This is a genomic window from Knoellia sp. LjRoot47 (genome assembly GCF_964253435.1).
In the GTDB taxonomy this organism is placed as follows: Bacteria; Actinomycetota; Actinomycetes; order Actinomycetales; family Dermatophilaceae; genus Knoellia.
Genome location: NZ_CAXUQS020000001.1, coordinates 2,662,012 through 2,681,069, shown reverse-complemented (window position 1 = coordinate 2,681,069; position 19,058 = coordinate 2,662,012). Strand labels below are relative to the sequence as shown.

Here is a 19,058-nt window from a genome sequence, read left to right as displayed (position 1 = left end):
GGACACCGAGCGCCCGCGAGGATGTCGCGGAAGGGCAGTCGGTCGTCCCGGTGGTGCGGGATGCTGGGGCCATGGACGGACGTCGCATTCTCGAGCGGGTGGTCGCGACCCTCGGCGTGCTCGGGCTCTTCGCCGTGCTGCCGTTCTACGTCGCCGCCGGTCTGGCTGCCCCGATGTGGGCGATCGTCCTGCTGCTCGCCTTCTGGCTGGTCCTGCTCGTCACGGCGATCCGCTGGTTCACGCGGTGGCCGTGGCCGATCCTCGCTCTGCCGTTCGTCGCGGCCGGCGTGTGGTGGCTGACGCTGACGCTCGGCGAGTCCCTGCTCGGCTGGCAGGCCTGACCAGCACACCCGTCTCACGATGCGTGTCTCCGGTGGACAGCGGATGCGGATTGTGCGCGGCATACAAATAGACTCCGGAGGTGCCCACCTCGCGAAGCCGCCCGTCAGCGGCCACCCGGCGTCGCGTCGAACGTGCCGCGGGCGACCTCGGAGCCGCCGCGGTGCAGCAGATGGAGGCCTCCCACGGGTGGTACCGCGCACTCCCGCCGGAGGAGCGCTCCTGGGTCGGGCTCGTCGCCCAGGCCGGCATCCGGTCGTTCATCGAGTGGTTCACGGGGAGCCAGGACCAGGCGCACGTGACGGCCGACGTCTTCGGCACGGCGCCGCGTGAGCTGACCCGGTCGATCAGCCTCGGCCAGACACTCGACCTCGTGCGCACCGTCGTCGACGTCGTCGAGCGCGAGTCGATGGGCCTGGCCGCCGGCGGTGACGAGGTCAAGGTCCGCGAGGCCGTCCTCCTCTACAGCCGTGAGATCGCGTTCTCCGCGGCCGAGGTCTACGCCCACGCCGCCGAGGCGCGCGGCGCCTGGGACGCCCGCCTCGAGGCGCTCGTCGTCGACGCCGTCATCCGAGGCGAGGCCGACGACTCGATGCAGTCGCGCGCCTCCGCGCTCGGCTGGGGCACGACGAGCGACGTGTGCGTCATCGTGGGCTCCACGCCGAGCACGGGCGCAGCACAGGTGGTCGACCAGCTGCACCGCTCGGCCAAGCGGTTCGGCGTCGAGGTCTTGGTGGCCATCCACGGCCGCCGCGTCGTGTGCATCGTCGGCCAGGTCTCGGACGCGCTCGTCACGGCGTCGCACCTCGGCGACCACTTCGGCGACGGCCCGATCGTCGTCGGTCCCGTCGTCCCGCACCTGTATGCCGCGGGGCGCAGCGCGCGCGCCGCGCTCTCGGGCCACACGGCCGCCCACGCCTGGCCCAAGGCTCCCCGCCCGGTCCGCAGCGACGACCTCCTCGCCGAGCGCGCGCTCCTCGGCGACCTACCGGCGCGGGCATCGCTCGTGTCGCGCGTCTACGCCCCGCTGTCAGCCAGCGGTGGCGGCAACCTCCTCGAGACGGCCGCGGCCTACCTCGACGGCGGGCTCGGGCTCGAGGGCACCGCGCGCGAGCTCTTCGTCCACACCAACACGGTGCGCTACCGCCTCGCCAAGATCGCCGACACCATCGGCTACGACCTCACCGACCCGCACGACGCGCAGACGGTCCGCCTCGCCCTGGCCTACGGACGAGTAGCCCCCGAGCCCGCCCAGCGGGTCCCCCGACCGGCTCCTCGCGAGTTGTAGGAACCCTACAGAAGTCGGCGGCGAGAATCGTCGCCTGCCGTCGCGCCCCGGAGGTGGGTCGACCGACACGCTGAAGGGGTGCTCGTGATCGTCTGCCCTGGACAGGGCTCCCAGACCCCCGGCTTCCTCACCCCCTGGCTCGCCATCCCCGGCGTGCGCGAACGGCTCGGCTGGCTCTCCGCCGTCGCCGGCATGGACCTCGTCAAGCACGGGACGGAGTCCGACGAGGAGACCATCAAGGACACGGCCGTCGCCCAGCCGCTCATCGTGGCGTCGGGACTCGTCTCGCTGCTCGCGCTGTTCGAGCACCCTGCCGACGGGTTCCGCCTCGTCGGAGCCGGAGCGGGCCACTCCGTCGGTGAGATCACCGCCGCCGCGGCCGGAGGCGTCATCTCCGCCGAGCAGGCCATGGTCTTCGTCCGCGAGCGCGGCCGGGCCATGGCGCAGGCCAGCGCCGTCACCCCGACCGGCATGAGCGCCGTCATGGGTGGCGACCCCGACGACGTCACCGCGACGATCGAGCGCCACGGCCTCACTCCTGCCAACATCAACGGTGCCGGCCAGGTCGTCGCGGCCGGCACGATGGAGCAGCTCGCGGCGCTCACCGCCGAGCCGCCGGCCAAGGCCCGGGTCATCCCCCTCAAGGTCGCCGGCGCGTTCCACACCGAGCACATGGCGCCTGCGGTCGACGTCCTGTCCGGCTACGCGAAGGCCATGTCGACGCACGACGCGCGCGTGCCGCTCGTCTCCAACCGCGACGGCGCCGTCGTCCACAGCGGTCGCGAGGTGCTCGGTCGCCTCGTGAGCCAGGTGAGCAACCCGGTCCGCTGGGACCTCACCATGGAGACCTTCAAGGAGCTCGGCGTCACGGGCATCATCGAGATCCCGCCGGCCGGCACCCTCGCCGGGCTCGCCAAGCGTGTCCTCAAGGACGTCGAGATCCTCGCGCTCAAGAGCCCGGACGACCTCGAGCAGGCGCACCGGATGGTCAAGGAGCACGGCAAGAGCTCCGGCGTCGCCCAGGACCCGACGTGGCGCCTCGTCATCAGCCCCGCCAAGGGCATGGTCTCGTTCACCCACAGCGAGGTCGGCACCGCCGTCGACGCCGGCAGCGTCGTCGCCACCGTCGGCACCCTGCGCGACACCTACGAGGTCGTCGCCCCGCACGGTGGCCGCGTCGTCGAGTGGCTCGTCGAGGACGGTGACCCCGTCTCCCCCGGCCAGCCCGTCCTCCGTCTGCACCCCCAGGAAGGCTGAGTCGCGTGACCGGACTCATCACCCCGCCCAGCGGCGCCGCCCACGCGCGCATCTCCGGCATCGGCGCCTACCGCCCCCGCCGCGTCGTCCCCAACTCCGAGCTCGTCGAGGCGATCGACTCCTCCGACGAGTGGATCCAGGAGCGCTCCGGCATCAAGACCCGGCACTTCGCCGGTGACGGCGAGAGCGTCATCGACATGTCCGAGTTCGCGACCCGGGACGCTCTGGAGATGGCCGGCCTCGAGGCCGGCGAGATCGACGCCGTCATCCTCGCGACGGTGACGCACCCCTACCAGACGCCCGCTGCCGCACCCGCCCTCGCGGACCGCATGGGCATGGGCTCCCCCGCCGCCTTCGACATCTCCGCCGCCTGCGCCGGCTACTGCCACGGCATCTCGCTCGCCAGCGACATGGTGCGCGGTGGCAGCGCCCGCAACGTCGCGGTGGTGGGGGTCGAGCGCCTCTCGGACTTCACGAGCAGGACCGACCGTGGCACCGCCTTCATCTTCGGTGACGGCGCGGGCGCCGCGATCGTCACCGCCTCCGACACCGCGGGCATCGGTCCCACGGTGTGGGGCTCCGAGGGTGACAAGTGGGACGTCATCGCCCAGAACGAGAGCTGGATCGACGTCCACGAGCAGAAGCTCGACTGGCCCACGATCGGCATGCAGGGCCAGCGGGTCTTCCGCTGGGCCGTCTGGGGCATGGCTCCCGTCGCCCAGCGCGCCCTCGAGGTGGCCGGGGTGACGGTCGACCAGCTCGACGCCTTCATCCCGCACCAGGCCAACGTCCGCATCATCGACGCCATGTGCAAGCAGCTCAAGGTGCCGGACCACGTGGCCGTCGCCCGCGACATCGTCGACTCGGCCAACACCTCCGCAGCCTCGGTCCCCCTCGCGACCGAGCGGCTGCTGCGCGAGGGCCTGGCCCCTCGCGGAGGACTCGCGCTGCAGATCGGCTTCGGTGCCGGCCTGTCGTATGCCGCCCAGGTCGTCACCCTCCCCTAGAGACTCCCGCGGGCCCCGGGTTCCAAGGGCCACAGCACCATGCACCACCCCAGAGCGTCCGCATCCGGCGGACCCGAACCATGAAGGAGCACGACATGGCTCAGAGCGAGCAGGAGATCCTCGCGGGTCTCGCAGAGATCGTCAACGAGGAGACCGGCCTCGACCCCGAGACCGTCCAGAGCGACAAGGCGTTCACCGACGACCTCGACATCGACTCGCTGTCGATGATGACGATCGTCGTCAACGCCGAGGAGAAGTTCGGCGTGCGCATCCCCGACGACGAGGTCAAGAACCTCCGCACCGTCGGCGACGCCGTCTCGTTCATCCAGTCCAACCAGAGCTGACCCGCTCTCCCCTTCGACTTGTTGCGCTCCTGAGTGCAGCACGCGGCGGCACACCTGCCCCGAAGCGCGCCCCGGAGCGCAACAAGTCGGCCCGTCCCACGCCAAGGAGTCATCGAACATGAGCACCGAACGTCGCGTCGTCGTCACCGGACTCGGAGCCACCACCCCCCTCGGTGGGACGATCACCGAGACGTGGGACGCGATCCTCGCCGGGACCCCCGGCGCCCGTCCGATGCACGAGGACTGGGTCGAGAAGTACGAGCTGCCCGTCACCTTCGCCGCCACCATCCACACCTCCCCCGAGGAGGTGCTCACCAAGGTCGAGTGCCGCCGCATGGACCCCAGCGCGCAGTACGCCATGGTTGCGTCGCGCGAGGCCTGGGCCGACGCCGGCAGCCCCGAGGTCGACCCCGAGCGCTTCATGGTGGCCATCGGCACCGGCATCGGCGGCGTCCACACCCTGCTGACCCAGTGGGACAACCTGCGCGAGAAGGGCGTGCGCCGCGTCTTCCCGCTCGCCGTCCCGATGCTCATGCCCAACACGAGCAGCGGCAACGTCTCGCTCGCCCTCGGCGCGCGGGCCGGCGCCCACACCGCCGTCTCCGCGTGCGCCTCCGGGGCCGAGTCCATGGGGCTCGCCGTCGACCAGATCCTCTCCGGCCGCGCCGACATCGTCGTCGCCGGTGGCACCGAGGCCGCCATCCACCCGCTGCCCTTCGCCGGGTTCGCGCAGATGCAGGCGCTCTCGACCCGCAACGACGACCCGGCCCACGCCTCCCGCCCCTACGACACCGCCCGCGACGGCTTCGTCATGGGTGAGGGTGCCGCGGTCATCGTCCTCGAGTCCGAGGAGCACGCCAAGGCCCGCGGCGCACGGATCTACGCCGAGCTCGCACCGGCGGGCATGTCGTCCGACGCCCACCACATCACCGCCCCCGAGCCCGAGGGCGCCGGTGCGTCCCGTGCCATGCGCGAGGCCGTGCAGCGCGCCGGCCTCACCCCGGCGGACATCGTGCACATCAACGCCCACGCCACCTCGACGCCGGTCGGCGACATCGCCGAGGCCAACGCCATCCGGCGCGCGTTCGGCGACGCCACCGACGGCATGTGCGTCAGCGGCACCAAGTCGATGACGGGCCACCTCCTGGGTGCCGCAGGCGCTCTCGAGGCGCTGTTCACCATCCTCTCGGTGCACCACCGCATCGCCCCGGCGACGATCAACATCGAGAACCTCGACCCCGAGATCACGCTCGACGTCGTGCGCGGCGAGCACCGCAAGCTCCCCGAGGGCGACATCGCTGCCCTCAACAACTCCTTCGGCTTCGGCGGCCACAACGTCGCCCTCGCGGTGAAGAGCATCTGATGGCGCACCAGCCCAACGAGGCGTCCGCCACCGCGTCCGCCGCGACCAAGCCCAAGCCCGATCGCGCCACCGACCCGCGCAACCCGCGGCTGCGGCTCGCCGAGTTCTTCGACGAGGGCTCGGTCGAGCTCATCACGCCCGAGGACGACTCCGGCATGCTCGCCGCCGTCGGCACCTGCCAGGGCACGCGCGTCGCCGCCTTCTGCTCCGACGCCACGATCATGGGTGGCGCCATGGGCGTCGCCGGCTGCAAGGTCGTCCTCGCGGCCTACGAGCGGGCGCTGGCGGACGGCATACCCGTCGTCGGCATCTGGCACTCGGGAGGCGCGCGCCTCCCCGAGGGCGTCGTCAGCCTGCACGCGGTCGGTGAGGTCTTCGCGATCATGACCCGCGCGTCCGGCAAGATCCCGCAGATCTCGGTCGTCATCGGTGCGGCCGCCGGTGGCGCGGCCTACGGCCCGGCGCTCACCGACATCGTCATCCTCGCGCCCGACGGTCGCATCTTCGTCACCGGCCCCGACGTCGTCCGTTCGGTCACCGGCGAGGCCGTCGACGCCCTCCGCCTCGGCGGGCCCGAGCCGCACGGCCGTCGCAGCGGCGTCGTCCACGTCGTCACCGAGTCGACCGAGCAGGCCTACGAGCGCGGTCGCCAGCTGTGCTCGCTGCTCGCCGACCAGGGCACGCTCGACGCCTCGGGCATCGAGGACCTCGACCTCGAGGAGACCTTCCCCGAGTCGGCCAAGCGCGCCTACGACGTGCACCCCGTCGTCGACAACGTCCTCGACAAGGACGCCGACTCGGTCGAGCTGCACCCGCGCTGGGCGCCCAACATCGTCACCCAGCTCGGTCGCTTCGGTGGTCGCACGGTCGGCGTCATCGCCAACAACCCGATGCGCCTCGGCGGCTGCCTCGACTCCCCCAGCGCCGAGAAGGCCGCGCGCTTCGTGCGCATGTGCGACGCGTTCGGCGTGCCGCTCATCGTGCTCGTCGACGTCCCGGGCTACCTCCCCGGCGTCGGGCAGGAGTGGGACGGCGTCGTGCGCCGCGGTGCCAAGCTGCTCCACGCGTTCGCCGAGGCCACCGTGCCCCGGGTGACGCTCGTGACCCGCAAGACCTACGGCGGCGCCTACATCGCGATGAACTCGCGCTCGCTCGGCGCCACCAAGGTGTTCGCCTGGCCGACGGCCCACGTCGCCGTCATGGGCTCGGTCGCGGCGATCCGGATCCTGCACCGCCGCCGCCTCGCCGAGGTCGACGACTCCGAGCGCGCAGCCGTCGAGCAGCAGCTCGCCGACGAGCACGACCGCCTGTCCGGTGGTCTCGCCCGCGCGGTCGAGATCGGCGTCGTCGACGAGATCGTCGAGCCCACCGCCACCCGCTCGGCCCTCGCGGCGGCCATCGCCGAGGCACCCCAGCGCCGCGGCGACCACGGCAACATTCCCCTGTGACCTCCCAGCTTGTGCTCCTCGTGCGGGAAGCTTGAGGGTCCGGAGGGAACATGTCCCTCCGGACCCTCAAGGTTTCCTCCGCATGGTGCCCGCACACGTCACGAGGCCCGCTCCCCCTGTACCGGAGCGGGCCTCGCGACGTGTGTGGGTCGTGCGGGTGGTGCGGCGCTTCAGCCCACCTGGTGCAGCCAGCGCACGGGTGCGCCCTCGCCGGCGTAGCGGAACGGCTCGAGCTCGGCGTCCCACTCGGTGCCGAGGACCTCCTCGATCATCTCCTCGATGGCGTCGGGCGAGCCCTGCGCGAGCAGGAGGATCTCCTTGAGCCGCTCCTCGTTGATGACGGCGTCGCCGCTCGCGGAGGTCGTGGCGTGGTGGATGCCCAGGCTCGGGGTGTGCGACCAGCGCGAGCCGTCGCAGCCGGCGCTCGGGTCCTCGGTCACCTCGTAGCGCACGCCCTGCCAGCCGCGCAGCGTCGAGGCGATGCGCGCACCCGTGCCCTGCTCACCGATCCACGAGAACTCACCCCGCTTGAGACCCGGCGCAGCGGGCTGCGAGGTCCAGTCGATGGTGACGCGCAAGCCCGTGGCGGACTCGAGCGCCCACACGATGTGGGGGCACAGCGCTGCCGGGGCCGAGTGGATGAACACCACTCCCCGGGTCGACACACGTCGCGTCGCGACAGACATCCTGGCCTCCTTGGTGTGCAAGGGACGTCTTCCCCAACGCCGTCGCACGTGGTCTTCGGAGGCGGCAGAACATGTATGCCGGCCAGCTTGCTGTGAGGGCGCGCTCCGCGCCGCTGTTTGTCGCCTCACGAGCGAACTCGTGAACCGTGTGCACATCATGCCGCACCAGCACCACGAACACCACGGGGACACCCCGGTCACTTCCCCCCCAGTCGAGGACGTCGAGAGTGCACGACACGCCGTGGCCGGGTCCGTCCCGCGGCAGGTCGTGCACTCTCGACTGCAGCCCGGGTCGGACGTGGTGGGGCGACTCGGGCTTGAACCGAGGACCGACGGATTATGAGTCCGCTGCTCTGACCGACTGAGCTACCGCCCCTGAAGCGGGGCCGAGCCTACCTGCGGGCGGTGAGCACCCGGCATACGACGGGGTTCGGGCACGCCGACCACGTTGCGAATCGGTGTCGCATCGGGCCAGTCATGCGTGACGACAGGCACATGACGGTAGGTTTCGCCCATGACTGAGCCCCTCGTCGTCCTCAAGGACGTCCAGAAGCACTTCGGCGACCTCCACGTCCTGCGCGACATCGACCTGGAGATCGGCAAGGGAGAGGTCGTCGTCGTCATCGGCCCGTCCGGCTCCGGCAAGTCGACCCTCTGCCGCGCGATCAACCGCCTCGAGACGATCGAGTCCGGGTCGATCACCATCGACGGCAACACGCTGCCCGAGGAGGGCAAGGCGCTCGCCCAGCTGCGCGCGGACGTCGGCATGGTGTTCCAGTCGTTCAACCTCTTCGCCCACAAGACGATCCTCGACAACGTCACGCTCGGCCCGATCAAGGTCCGCAAGCAGAAGAAAGCCGACGCCGAGAAGCGCGCCATGGAGCTCCTCGAGCGCGTCGGCGTCGCCCACCAGGCCCAGAAGTTCCCGGCCCAGCTCTCCGGCGGCCAGCAGCAGCGCGTCGCCATCGCCCGCTCCCTGGCGATGGACCCCAAGGTCATGCTCTTCGACGAGCCGACCTCGGCGCTCGACCCCGAGATGATCAACGAGGTCCTCGACGTCATGGTGGGCCTGGCCAAGGAGGGGATGACGATGATCGTCGTCACCCACGAGATGGGCTTCGCCCGCAAGGCCGCCAACCGCGTCGTCTTCATGGCCGACGGCCAGATCGTGGAGGAGAACACTCCCGAGGAGTTCTTCACCCACCCCAAGAGCGACCGCGCCAAGGACTTCCTCGGCAAGATCCTCACGCACTGACCCAGCCCAATCAGGAGGAAAACATGAAGGTTCGTCAGCTCAGCGCGGTTCTCGCCGCATCGGTGCTCACGCTCGGTCTCGCCGCCTGCGGTGACAGCGCCAACGACGGCAACGCCGGTTCCGACGGCGACGCCAGCGGGGGCACCGGCAAGGCCGTGAAGATCGGCATCAAGTTCGACCAGCCCGGACTCGGCCTCAAGAAGGGCACCGACTACGCCGGCCTCGACGTCGACGTCGCCAAGTACGTCGCCAAGGAGCTCGGCAGCGGCGAGGGCGACATCACCTGGGTCCAGGCACCGTCGGCCCAGCGCGAGACGCTCATCTCGACCGGCCAGGTCGACATGATCTTCGCGACCTACTCGATCACCGACAAGCGCAAGGAGACCGTCTCCTTCGCCGGTCCGTACTTCGTCGCCGGCCAGGACCTCCTCGTCCGTGGCGACGACAGCTCGATCACCGGCCCGGAGACCCTCACCGGCAAGAAGCTGTGTTCGGTGACCGGCTCGACGTCCGCCCAGAAGGTCAAGGACAAGTACCCCGGCGTGCAGCTGCAGGAGTTCGGCACGTACTCGGAGTGCGTCGCGGCCCTCGTCTCCAAGGGCGTCGACGCCCTGACGACGGACAACACGATCCTCGCCGGCTACGCCTCGCAGGACCAGTACAAGGGCAAGCTCAAGGTCGTCGGCAAGACCTTCTCCGAGGAGCGCTACGGCGTCGGCATCAAGAAGGGCGACACCGCGCTCTGCGAGAAGATCAACACGGCCCTCACCAAGATGGTCAGCTCGGGCGACTGGCAGAAGGCCGTCGACGCGAACCTCGGCCCAGCTGGGTTCAAGGTCGACACGGCGGTCAACCCGCCGAAGCCCGACGCCTGCTCCTGACCGGCACCTGACCGGCATCTGACCGGCTCCACGGCGTCTCGGGTATGCCGTCCGCTCACCCGGGCGGACGGCATACCTGAGCCCGCGAACGACGACGACAGCAAGGAAAGGTCCCCTGCATGGGTGAGATCCTGAGCAACTACGACGTGCTGGCTGCCTTCTGGGGCACCATCCAGCTGTCGATCCTCGGGACGGTCGGCGCCATGCTCCTCGGCACCATCGTCGCGATCCTGCGACTCTCCCCGGTGCGGGTCTTCCAGTGGATCGGCACCTGGTACGTCAACACGTTCCGCAACACCCCGCTCACGCTGCTCATGGTCTTCAGCATCCTCGGGCTCAGCTTCATCCTCGGGATCCAGCTCAACACCACCGACGTCAGCAGCAACGTCTTCCGCTGGGCCGTCGTGATGCTGTCCGTCTACCACGGCGCCTTCATCTGCGAGGCGCTGCGCTCCGGCGTCAACACCGTGCCGGCAGGGCAGGCCGAGGCGGCGCGCGCGATCGGCCTGACCTTCGGGCAGAGCATGCAGCACGTCCTGCTGCCGCAGGCCTTCCGCGGCTCGGTCGCCCCCATCGGGTCCACGATCATCGCGCTCATCAAGAACAGCACCGTGGCGCAGGTCATCGGTGCCGGGGAGGCCGCCAACCTCATGTCGACGATCATCGAGAACGAGGGAAGCCGGTTCAGCGTGTTCCTCATCTTCGCCATCGGCTTCGTCATCCTCACCCTGCCCCTCGGGCTGCTCTTCACGAGCATGTCCCGTCGACTGGCGGTGAAGCGATGAGCGCGCAGTCCGTCCTCTTCGACGCACCGGGACCCAGGGCGCGCCGTCGGCACGCGATCCTCGCGGCCGTGGGTGCAGTCATCGCCCTCGTGGCGCTGTACTTCGTCGTCCGCAAGATGCAGGAGGCCAACCAGCTCCAGGGCTACATGTGGGAGCCGTTCCTCACCGACCGGTCGGTCTGGCGCGACTACCTCCTCAAGGGCCTCTGGGGCACCATCAAGGCCGCGCTCATCTCGATCGTCTTCGCGGGCGTCTTCGGGTTGCTGTTCGGTGTGGGCCGGCTCTCGACGATCCGTCCGGTGAGGTGGATCTGCGGCGTCGTCGTCGAGTTCTTCCGCGCCGTCCCCGTGCTGATCATGATGATCTTCGCGTTCGGCGTCTACACCCGCAACGGCGTCTTCGCCAACGACATCAACCCCCTCGCCGCCGTGGTCACGGCCCTCACCCTCTACAACGGTGCGGTCATCGCCGAGCTCGTCCGCTCGGGTGTCTACTCCCTGCCCAAGGGACAGGGCGAGGCCGGGCTCTCCGTCGGCCTCACGACCGGACAGGTGCTGCGCTCGATCCAGCTCCCGCAGGCGCTCACGGCCATGCTGCCGGCGCTCATCGGCCAGTTCGTGACGATCCTCAAGGACTCGGCACTGGGGACGGCCATCACCTACACCGAGCTGCTCACGTGGTCCAAGACGCTCGGGTCGGCCTTCACCAACACGGTGCCGGCCTACATCGTCGCCGCCATCCTGTTCATCACGATGAACTACCTGCTCTCCCGGCTGGCGGTCACGGTCGAGAAGCGGCTCAACCGCCGTGGCAAGACGGCAGGCGGGGCGCACGCCACCCCTGCTCCCCTGCCCGGCGCGGCCGCCGCCGACTGACGCCGCCGGCACAGAGCGGCGACAGTCCGCCGAGCAGCGACGACGAAGGGCCCGGATCCGTCACGGATCCGGGCCCTTCGTCGTTGTCTCGTATACCTAGACCAGTCGGGCGCTGGCTCGGGCGGGATCCGCTCCGGAGACGGTCGTGCGAACCTGCCCGTGCTCGCCGTACCAGTCCACGAGCAGGATGGTCGCGTCGTCGCGCAGGTCCTCACCGGTCTCGTCGAGGATGCTGTCGGCGAGGTACCGCGCGGCCTCACGGGGGTGCAGGTCGCGCGTGCGCGCGATGACGCCGGCCAGGTCGAGCCCGGCCGCGCTGCGCTCGAGCATGCCGTCGGTGACGAAGACCAGGCGGTCACCCGGCTCGAGCGTGAGGCTCGTGGCGCGGTAGGACGTCTCGGTGAACAGCCCGAAGGGCAGGTCCGCGGGCAGGTCGAGCGACCGCACCTCGTCACCGCGGGCGAGATAGGGCGGGACGTGGCCGGCGTTGACGAGCTCGAGGACGCCGGTGTTGAGGTCGAGGCGTCCGACGATGCCGGTGACGTAGTCATCGAGCGTCTTGTCGATGGCGTGCGCGACCAGCGAGGCGTTGGTCGAGGCGGCCTGCTCGAGGAGCGAGGCGCCACGACGCCGCGCACCACGGAGCCCGCCCACACAGAGGGTCGCGGTGAGCGCGGCCGCGACACCGTGACCCATCGCGTCGGTCACCGAGAGGTGGAGGTGGTCGCGGGCCAGGCTGTAGTCGAAGGTGTCGCCGGCGATGTCGCTGGCCGGCTCGAGCCACGCCGAGAGCGTGAACGCACCGGCCTCGCACGTGCGGGACGCGGGGAGCAGCCGCTGCTGGATCTCGGCGGACAGGCTGGACGGACGGCTGCGCTGCCCCCACTCGAAGAGGTCGGTGTGCCGCCGGTTGGCGATGACGACGAACGCGAGGAAGTGCGCCATCTGGGCGATGCGCTCCTTCGTGTCAGCGCCCGGCTCCTCGCGCAGCAGCATCTCGAGCACGCCGATGACCTCGCCGCGTTCGGTGATGGGCGCGAGGAGGGTCCAGGCTCCCGCCGTCTCGCCTCCAGCGCCCTCGGGCGGGACGACCTGGACGGTCTGCGTCCGGACGGCCTGCTCGGTCGGCCCGCCGTCGAAGGGCAGGACCGTGGCGCGCTCCCGGGCCTCGCCGCGCTCGCCGGATGCGGTCACGCGGGCCAACACCGAGTCCGCGAGGGGCACGTGCGTGAGGCGGACCAGCGCGCGCCCGGACAGGTCGGCGATGAGGAAGGACACCTGCGTCGCACCGAACGCCCGGCCGAGCTCGCGCGTCACCGTCTCGAGTGCCTCCACCGGGGAAGCCGCCTCCGCCGCATCGAGCAAGCGCTCCAACCTTCCCGAGTACATCTCATCAAACACTCCGGCAGCATAGGTCAGCCGCAGGCCGCTGCACGCCCTCGAGGGCCACGACGCGCAGGACGAGATGCTGGGGCATCGCCGCAGGTGGGGGCTCGAAAACGCGAGAGCCGGACCCACAGGTCGTGGCTCCGGCTGTCGCGGACGTCGGACGACATCCGGTTGCTCCCCCGGTTGGACTCGAACCAACAACCTGCCGATTAACAGTCGGCTGCTCTGCCAATTGAGCTACAGGGGAACGCAGGTCGGTCAGCGATGACTGACGCACGTGGCGTGCCGCGGGCGGCGCGCTGCGCAACGATAGCAAAGGGTGGGGTCAGTCACGAAAACGGCTCCCGCGGCCCCGGCCGGGGCCTGCAGGTCAGTCGAGACCGACCTGTTCGCGGAGCCGGTCGAGTGCCTCCCGGGTCTGCTCGCGCACCTCGGGATCGGTGGAGCGCACGCCCCGCCCGAGGATCGTCTGCCCGAGCAACGCCTGGGTCTCGAGGTTCTTGCGGACGACGACCCGCGCCCGTCGCTTGGCCCCGAGGTCGACCTCGTCGGAGAGCACGACGGTCGCCTGGACCCGCTCGCGCAGCACCTGCGGGAACGTCGAGGGCAGCTCGACCTCCCACACCGAGGCGGGGGCCTTGTCGACCCACTGCACGCTGAGCAGCCGTGTCTGGTCGTCCCACGCGCCGGTGTCGACCATGTGCCACGGACGCTCGAGCTCCACGGAACCGGAGCGGACGGCATACACGTGGGTCGTCGTCGCGACGAGGTCTGCGCCGGAACGCTCGTCGCGCGCGACGCTCAGCACGACACGCGCGCGGTCACCCAGGACCGACGACACCTCGTCGGGCACGTCCGGGCCGCGGCGCCCCAGCCGGCCGAGCCTCATGAGGTGAGCCGGTCGCGCAGACGGGCACGGCTCATCTCGAGCTCGATGAGCTTGCGGGAGCGTTCACGGATGGCCTCCGGTGCGGGTTCGGGTGAGTTCTGGAGCCGACGGATGGCGGCCGTCTCGTCGGCGATCTGGCGGCTCAGCCCGGCGTCGTGGACCCCGATGACGAGCGAGTCGAGGTAGCGCTGGGGCGGAAGCCCGGTCGTCGGGTCGACCCGGGTGGGCAGGGGCGCGACCGACAGCTCGGCGAGCAGCCCACGCACGGCGAGCGGCCCGGCCTCGGCGACGGCAGCCGTCCACCCGGCCGTCGAGAGCTGCGAGGCGCGCGCGGCGACCGACCGCACGCCGTCGAAGATCGCCGCATGCGCCGGTGCCGTGAACGCCACCGACGGCAGCGCGTCGATCGTCTCGGTGCTGAATCGGGTCGGGTACTGCAGCAGCGCCTGGAGCAGCTGGCGCTCGGTCATGACGACGGGGTCGCGCAGGTTGGGCGCAGGCATCGCGGCGGCGTCCTCGTGAGCGTTGGGCTCGGGCACGTCGTCGGTCGACGCCGGCGTCCGGTCACCGGGCCGTCCTGGCGTGCCCTCCGAGGCCTCCCGCGCCGAGATCCGCCCGGCGCGCTGGACCTCGTTGCGGACCTGCTCGACCTCGACGCCGAGCATGCCGGCGACGGTGCGCATGTACTCGGGGCGCAGCGAGGAGTCGCGGATCGAGTTGATGATCGGCGCGACGGCCCGCATGGCCTGGACACGGCCCTCGGCCGTCTCGAGGTCGAAGCGCTTGATCGTCGTGCGCACCGCGAACTCGAACATCGGGACGGCGTCCTCGACGAGCGCCTTGACCGCCTCGTCGCCGCGGGCCAGGCGCAGGTCGCACGGGTCCATGCCGTCGGGGGCGACGGCCACGAACGACTGCGAGGCCCAGCGCTGGTCCTCGCCGAACGCCTTCATCGCGGCCTTCTGGCCGGCGGCGTCGCCGTCGAAGGTGAAGATCACCTTGGCCGGTGCACCGTCGGACTCGTCGCGCATGATGCGCCGCAGGATCTTGATGTGGTCCAGCCCGAACGCCGTGCCGCATGTCGCCACGGCGCCCTCGACGCCGGACAGCTGGGCGGCCATGACGTCGGTGTAGCCCTCGACGATCACGGCTTGCCGCTCGCTGGCGATCGACTTCTTGGCCGCGTCGAGGCCGTAGAGCACCATCGACTTCTTGTAGATGGGGGTCTCGGACGTGTTGAGGTACTTGGCGGCGATCCGGTCGTCGTCGAGCAGCCGGCGGGCGCCGAACCCGACCGTGTCGCCGGTGACGTCACGGATCGGCCAGACGAGCCGTCCGCGGAAGCGGTCGTAGAGCCCGCGGCTCCCCCGCCCCGACAGGCCACCGGTGACCATCTCGTCCTCGCTGAAGCCCTTCTCGCGCAGGTGCCGGGTCAGCTCCTCGCCGCCGCGCGGAGCAAAGCCCATGCCGAACTTCTCGGCCACCTTGCGGTCGAACCCGCGGTCGCGCATGAAGTCGCGACCCGGCCGGGCGTCGGGCCGGTCGACGAGGATCGAGGCGTAGAACTCCTCGGCCACCCGGTGCGCCTCGATGAGGCGCGAGCGCCGACCGATGCCACCCTCGGACCGGGGGCCGCCACCCTCCTCGTAGCGCAGCTCCATGCCGATCTTGGCGGCGAGCCGCTCGACCGACTCGGCGAAGGTCAGGTGCTCGACCTTCTGCACGAACGAGATGACGTCGCCACCCTCGCCGCAGCCGAAGCAGTGGTAGGCGCCGACGGCCGGGCGCACGGTGAACGACGGGGTCTTCTCGTCGTGGAACGGGCACAGCCCCTTGAGCGAGCCGACACCGCCGGGTCGCAGCGTCACGTGGTCACGCACGACGTCCTCGATCGAGGAGCGCTCCTTGACGGTCTGCACGTCGTCAGCGTTGATCCGCCCGGCCACGCGCGCCTCCCGTCCTCGTGTGCTCCAGTGAGGGCTTCAGTATGCCGCGTGGTCCCGAGGGTCGTGGCGGCATGTCCCCACGCGGGCCACGCGCTCCGGCGAGGCGACGTCACCGGCGCAGCCGCGGGTCCCGTGACGGGTCGGCATACATGGGCGGGCAGCCGTGGGTGACGGCGTCGGGACGCAGCTCGTAGTGCCACGGCTCGTTGCGGTAGATCTGGCAGAGGCCGTAGCGCGAGCCGTGCTCGGAGAGCCAGCCGGTCGTGCCGGAACCCCCGAGGTCCACCGCCCGGCCCGACACGTGCGGTGACGTCTCCGGCGTGGCGACCCAGCGGGCCGCCTCGCTGCGCGACCCGTACTCGGCCACGGCGTCCTCCAGCAGCTGCTCCTGACGCTCCGGTGAGCGCCACCCGCTGTTGACGACGAAGGTGACGCCGTCACCCACCGCGTCCACGGCGGCACGCCGGAGGGCTTCGCGCAGGGCGGGGTCGAGCCGGGTCACCTCGCGGGTGCGCGCGTCGAACGCGGTGACGACCGACGGGTTGGCCGGGGCGCCCACCTGCGGCGGCGGCGTCACGACCGGGGCGCCCGTCGCGAGGGCGCGCGGCCGGTCCGGGACCAGGCCGGCCGCCGCAGCGGCGACGGCGAGAAAGGTCGCGACGAGGAGGAGCAGCGGCCGGGGCGCCGCGCGGCCGGTCGCGTGGGTGGCGGGACTGGAGCTCATGGCTCCAGCCAACGTGGGAGCCCGTTGCCGGGGCGTATGCCGTTTTGCATACGCGGACGACAGGTCCCGGCTCGTAGCATCGGCGGCATGCGTGTGCTGGTCGTCGAGGACGAACCCCTGATGGCGGGCGCCATCCGGGACGGCCTGCGGCTCGCGGCGATCGCGGCGGACGTCGCGGGCGACGGAGACACGGCGCTCGAGCTGCTGGGCGTCAACACCTACGATGTCGCGGTCCTCGACCGGGACGTGCCCGGACCCTCTGGTGACGAGGTGGCGGCGAGCATCGTCGCGTCCGGGGTCGGCACACCAATCCTCATGCTCACCGCCGCCGACCGGATCGACGACCTGGCGTCGGGGTTCGAGGTCGGGGCCGATGACTACCTCACCAAGCCGTTCGAGCTGCGCGAGCTCGTGCTTCGGCTCCGGGCCCTCGACCGGCGCCGTGGCCGCAGCCGGCCACCGGTCCGGGAGATCGCGGGTCTGCGCCTCGACCCGTTCCGTCGCGAGGTGTTCCGCGACGGACGGCACGTCGCGCTGACCCGCAAGCAGTTCGCCGTCCTCGAGGTGCTCGTCGACGCCGAGGGTGGCGTCGTGAGCGCCGAGCAGCTCCTCGAGCGTGCCTGGGACGAGAACGCCGACCCGTTCACGAACGCCGTCCGGATCACCGTGTCAGCCCTGCGCAAGCGCCTCGGTGAGCCGTGGGTCATCGCCACCGTGCCGGGTGTCGGCTACCGGATCGACGCCCGTCCCGCCGGAGACGAGCACGACGGCGGACCGGCTGCCGATGGCTGACGGGACGTCGATGGCGGACCGGCCTCGCGGCACGAGTGTCCGGCTCAGGCTCGCCCTGAGCTACGCCGGCGTCGTCGTGGCGACTGGCGCGCTCCTCCTCGCGACCGTGTGGGTCTTCCTCCTGCGCTACGTCCCGGACGGTGTGAGCCAGGGCCCTGGACCGTTCAGCCCGTCCCGGTCCGACCTGCTCGACGCCTTCACGCCGAGGGCGGCACAGGCCATGGCGTTCCTCGTCGTGGCCGGGCTGGCCGGTGGCTGGTACCTCGCCGGACGGATGCTCGCGCCACTGGCGCGGATCACCGAGGCGACCCGCGTCGCCGCCACGGGGTCGCTGGCGCACCGGATCGCGATGGAGGGCGCCGGGGACGAGTTCCGCGAGCTCGCCGACGCCTTCGACTCGATGCTCGCCCGGCTGGAGGCCCACGTCGTCGAGCAGCAACGGTTCGCGGCCAACGCCTCCCACGAGCTGCGGACGCCGCTGGCGGTGACCCAGACCCTGCTCGACGTCGCCCGCGCCGACCCCGACGGCGACCGGCAGGCCCTCGTCGACCGGCTCCACTCCGTCAACGCCCGGGCGATCGACCTCACCGAGTCGCTGCTCCTGCTCAGTCGCGCCGACCAGGGCTCCTTCGCCCGCGAGACCGTCGACCTCTCGCTGCTCGCCGAGGAGTCCGTCGAGTCGCTGCTCGCGCTGGCGGAGTCCCGGGGCGTCGCGGTCGAGACCAGGTCGGGCGCGCCCACGACGACCACCGGCTCACCCACCTTGCTGCAGCAGCTCGTCACCAACCTCGTGCACAACGCGATCGTGCACAACGTGCCCGAGGGCGACGACCGCACCGTTCGGGTCACGACGGGCGGCACCGCCGACACGGTGCACGTCATCGTCGACAACACGGGCCCACAACTCACTCCGGCGCTCGTGGCCACGCTCGTCGAGCCGTTCCGCCGGGCCACGGACCGCGTCCGCGACGACCACGGCGGGGTCGGCCTCGGGCTCGCCATCGTCAGGAGCATCGCCCTCGCCCATCACGGCACCCTGACGCTGCAGCCGCGAGACGGTGGCGGCCTCCATGCGGAGGTCCGGCTCCCCGCTGCGACGGCCCCCGCCGAGCACCGCTGACCCCGACCGCACCACGGGGACGGAAGACTTCCTCGCCGAGGTGTCGTATCCGGGCTCACCCGTTCGTGGACAGGATGAACCTCACGCCACACAGCCGGAAGGACCACCCCACATGCGCACCCTCATCGTCTCCGAGTTCATCTCCCTCGACGGCGTCATCGACTCCCCCGGCGGCGGCGACCACCCGCACGCGGGCTGGACCTTCAAGGACGTCGAGTTCGACGAGGCCGCCTACGAGATCAAGGGCCGCGAGCAGGAGGAGGCGGGCTGCCTGCTCCTCGGACGCCAGACCTACGACGAGTTCGCGCCCGTGTGGCCCACGATGGAGGAGTTCGCGGACTACAACGCGATGCCGAAGTACGTCGTCTCGAGCACCCTCACCGACCCGCAGTGGCACAACACCACGGTCCTGCGCGGCCTCGACGAGGTCGCCACGCTCAAGGAGTCCGACGAGCCCGGGACGATCCTCGTCCACGCGAGCGCCAGGCTCGCGCAGGGCCTCGCCGCCGCCGGCCTCGTCGACCGCTACCACCTGCTCGTCTTCCCGCTCGTCCTCGGCTCCGGCAAGCGGCTCTTCGCGACCGACGCCGACAAGGGGAGGTTCACGCTGACGGAGTACGCGGCATACGGCAACGGGGTCCAGCTCAACGTCCTCGACGTCGTGCGCTGA

The 19,058-nt window shown here is 71.1% G+C and carries 19 protein-coding genes and 2 tRNA genes; 14 read left to right on the top strand and 7 right to left on the bottom strand.

Annotation, left to right across the window (positions count from 1 at the left end):
• The first annotated feature begins 71 nt into the window (after nucleotides 1-71).
• The 7 genes from ACSQ11_RS12945 (at nucleotide 72) to ACSQ11_RS12915 (ending at nucleotide 7,046) form a co-directional block, all read left to right on the top strand.
• Nucleotides 72-341: a hypothetical protein gene (locus ACSQ11_RS12945; RefSeq protein WP_436006014.1), complete on the top strand. Its 270-nt coding sequence runs from the start codon at nucleotides 72-74 to the stop codon at nucleotides 339-341.
• A gap of 80 nt (nucleotides 342-421) precedes the next feature.
• Nucleotides 422-1,627, top strand: coding sequence for a PucR family transcriptional regulator (locus tag ACSQ11_RS12940; protein ID WP_436006012.1), 1,206 nt, complete (start codon nucleotides 422-424; stop codon nucleotides 1,625-1,627).
• A gap of 78 nt (nucleotides 1,628-1,705) precedes the next feature.
• Nucleotides 1,706-2,884, top strand: a complete 1,179-nt coding sequence (locus ACSQ11_RS12935; RefSeq protein WP_436006010.1) for an acyltransferase domain-containing protein — start codon at nucleotides 1,706-1,708, stop codon at nucleotides 2,882-2,884.
• Nucleotides 2,881-3,891, top strand: a complete 1,011-nt coding sequence (locus ACSQ11_RS12930) for a beta-ketoacyl-ACP synthase III (protein ID WP_436006778.1) — start codon at nucleotides 2,881-2,883, stop codon at nucleotides 3,889-3,891. The genes ACSQ11_RS12935 and ACSQ11_RS12930 overlap by 4 nt, the downstream gene beginning before the upstream one ends.
• Nucleotides 3,892-3,986: 95 nt before the next feature.
• A complete protein-coding gene (locus tag ACSQ11_RS12925; RefSeq protein WP_035901591.1) occupies nucleotides 3,987-4,235 on the top strand; it encodes an acyl carrier protein in 249 nt (82 codons plus the stop codon).
• A gap of 118 nt (nucleotides 4,236-4,353) precedes the next feature.
• Nucleotides 4,354-5,598, top strand: coding sequence for a beta-ketoacyl-ACP synthase II (gene fabF, locus ACSQ11_RS12920; protein WP_436006007.1), 1,245 nt, complete (start codon nucleotides 4,354-4,356; stop codon nucleotides 5,596-5,598).
• Nucleotides 5,598-7,046 carry an acyl-CoA carboxylase subunit beta gene (locus tag ACSQ11_RS12915; RefSeq protein ID WP_436006005.1) on the top strand — a complete coding sequence of 483 codons (1,449 nt, stop codon included), beginning with the start codon at nucleotides 5,598-5,600 and terminating at the stop codon, nucleotides 7,044-7,046. The genes fabF and ACSQ11_RS12915 overlap by 1 nt, the downstream gene beginning before the upstream one ends.
• Before the next feature lie 170 nt (nucleotides 7,047-7,216).
• Here ACSQ11_RS12915 and ACSQ11_RS12910 read toward each other — a convergent pair whose 3' ends face one another.
• Nucleotides 7,217-7,732 carry a DUF3145 domain-containing protein gene (locus ACSQ11_RS12910; protein ID WP_436006003.1) on the bottom strand — a complete coding sequence of 172 codons (516 nt, stop codon included), beginning with the start codon at nucleotides 7,730-7,732 and terminating at the stop codon, nucleotides 7,217-7,219.
• Between the two features lie 299 nt (nucleotides 7,733-8,031).
• Nucleotides 8,032-8,108, bottom strand: a tRNA-Ile gene (locus ACSQ11_RS12905).
• A gap of 138 nt (nucleotides 8,109-8,246) precedes the next feature.
• Here ACSQ11_RS12905 and ACSQ11_RS12900 point away from each other — a divergent pair.
• The 4 genes from ACSQ11_RS12900 (at nucleotide 8,247) to ACSQ11_RS12885 (ending at nucleotide 11,528) form a co-directional block, all read left to right on the top strand.
• Nucleotides 8,247-8,987 carry an amino acid ABC transporter ATP-binding protein gene (locus ACSQ11_RS12900; RefSeq protein ID WP_436006001.1) on the top strand — a complete coding sequence of 247 codons (741 nt, stop codon included), beginning with the start codon at nucleotides 8,247-8,249 and terminating at the stop codon, nucleotides 8,985-8,987.
• Between the two features lie 23 nt (nucleotides 8,988-9,010).
• Nucleotides 9,011-9,868, top strand: a complete 858-nt coding sequence (locus ACSQ11_RS12895) for a transporter substrate-binding domain-containing protein (RefSeq protein ID WP_436005999.1) — start codon at nucleotides 9,011-9,013, stop codon at nucleotides 9,866-9,868.
• 119 nt (nucleotides 9,869-9,987) lie between these two features.
• Nucleotides 9,988-10,653 (top strand): amino acid ABC transporter permease, encoded by a 666-nt coding sequence (locus tag ACSQ11_RS12890; RefSeq protein WP_147066523.1) that lies wholly within the window; start codon nucleotides 9,988-9,990, stop codon nucleotides 10,651-10,653.
• Complete coding sequence (locus ACSQ11_RS12885; RefSeq protein ID WP_147066521.1) at nucleotides 10,650-11,528, top strand: amino acid ABC transporter permease; 879 nt, start codon at nucleotides 10,650-10,652, stop codon at nucleotides 11,526-11,528. The genes ACSQ11_RS12890 and ACSQ11_RS12885 overlap by 4 nt, the downstream gene beginning before the upstream one ends.
• Nucleotides 11,529-11,624: 96 nt before the next feature.
• Here the strand turns inward: ACSQ11_RS12885 and ACSQ11_RS12880 are convergent, their stop codons facing one another.
• The 5 genes from ACSQ11_RS12880 to ACSQ11_RS12860 form a co-directional block, all read right to left on the bottom strand.
• Nucleotides 11,625-12,863 (bottom strand): PP2C family protein-serine/threonine phosphatase, encoded by a 1,239-nt coding sequence (locus ACSQ11_RS12880; RefSeq protein WP_436005996.1) that lies wholly within the window; start codon nucleotides 12,861-12,863, stop codon nucleotides 11,625-11,627.
• A 228-nt stretch (nucleotides 12,864-13,091) separates the two neighbouring features.
• Nucleotides 13,092-13,164, bottom strand: a tRNA-Asn gene (locus tag ACSQ11_RS12875).
• A gap of 123 nt (nucleotides 13,165-13,287) precedes the next feature.
• Nucleotides 13,288-13,806, bottom strand: coding sequence for a hypothetical protein (locus ACSQ11_RS12870; protein ID WP_436005994.1), 519 nt, complete (start codon nucleotides 13,804-13,806; stop codon nucleotides 13,288-13,290).
• Complete coding sequence (gene dnaG / locus ACSQ11_RS12865; RefSeq protein ID WP_436005992.1) at nucleotides 13,803-15,752, bottom strand: DNA primase; 1,950 nt, start codon at nucleotides 15,750-15,752, stop codon at nucleotides 13,803-13,805. Before dnaG ends, ACSQ11_RS12870 begins: the two co-directional genes overlap by 4 nt.
• A gap of 109 nt (nucleotides 15,753-15,861) precedes the next feature.
• Nucleotides 15,862-16,476: a M15 family metallopeptidase gene (locus tag ACSQ11_RS12860; RefSeq protein ID WP_436005990.1), complete on the bottom strand. Its 615-nt coding sequence runs from the start codon at nucleotides 16,474-16,476 to the stop codon at nucleotides 15,862-15,864.
• An 87-nt stretch (nucleotides 16,477-16,563) separates the two neighbouring features.
• On the opposite strand from ACSQ11_RS12860, the gene ACSQ11_RS12855 reads away from it, so the two are divergent.
• From ACSQ11_RS12855 to ACSQ11_RS12845, 3 genes are all read left to right on the top strand, one after another.
• A complete protein-coding gene (locus tag ACSQ11_RS12855; RefSeq protein ID WP_436005988.1) occupies nucleotides 16,564-17,268 on the top strand; it encodes a response regulator transcription factor in 705 nt (234 codons plus the stop codon).
• A complete protein-coding gene (locus ACSQ11_RS12850; protein WP_436005986.1) occupies nucleotides 17,261-18,388 on the top strand; it encodes a sensor histidine kinase in 1,128 nt (375 codons plus the stop codon). The genes ACSQ11_RS12855 and ACSQ11_RS12850 overlap by 8 nt, the downstream gene beginning before the upstream one ends.
• Nucleotides 18,389-18,500: 112 nt before the next feature.
• A complete protein-coding gene (locus ACSQ11_RS12845) occupies nucleotides 18,501-19,058 on the top strand; it encodes a dihydrofolate reductase family protein (RefSeq protein WP_436005984.1) in 558 nt (185 codons plus the stop codon).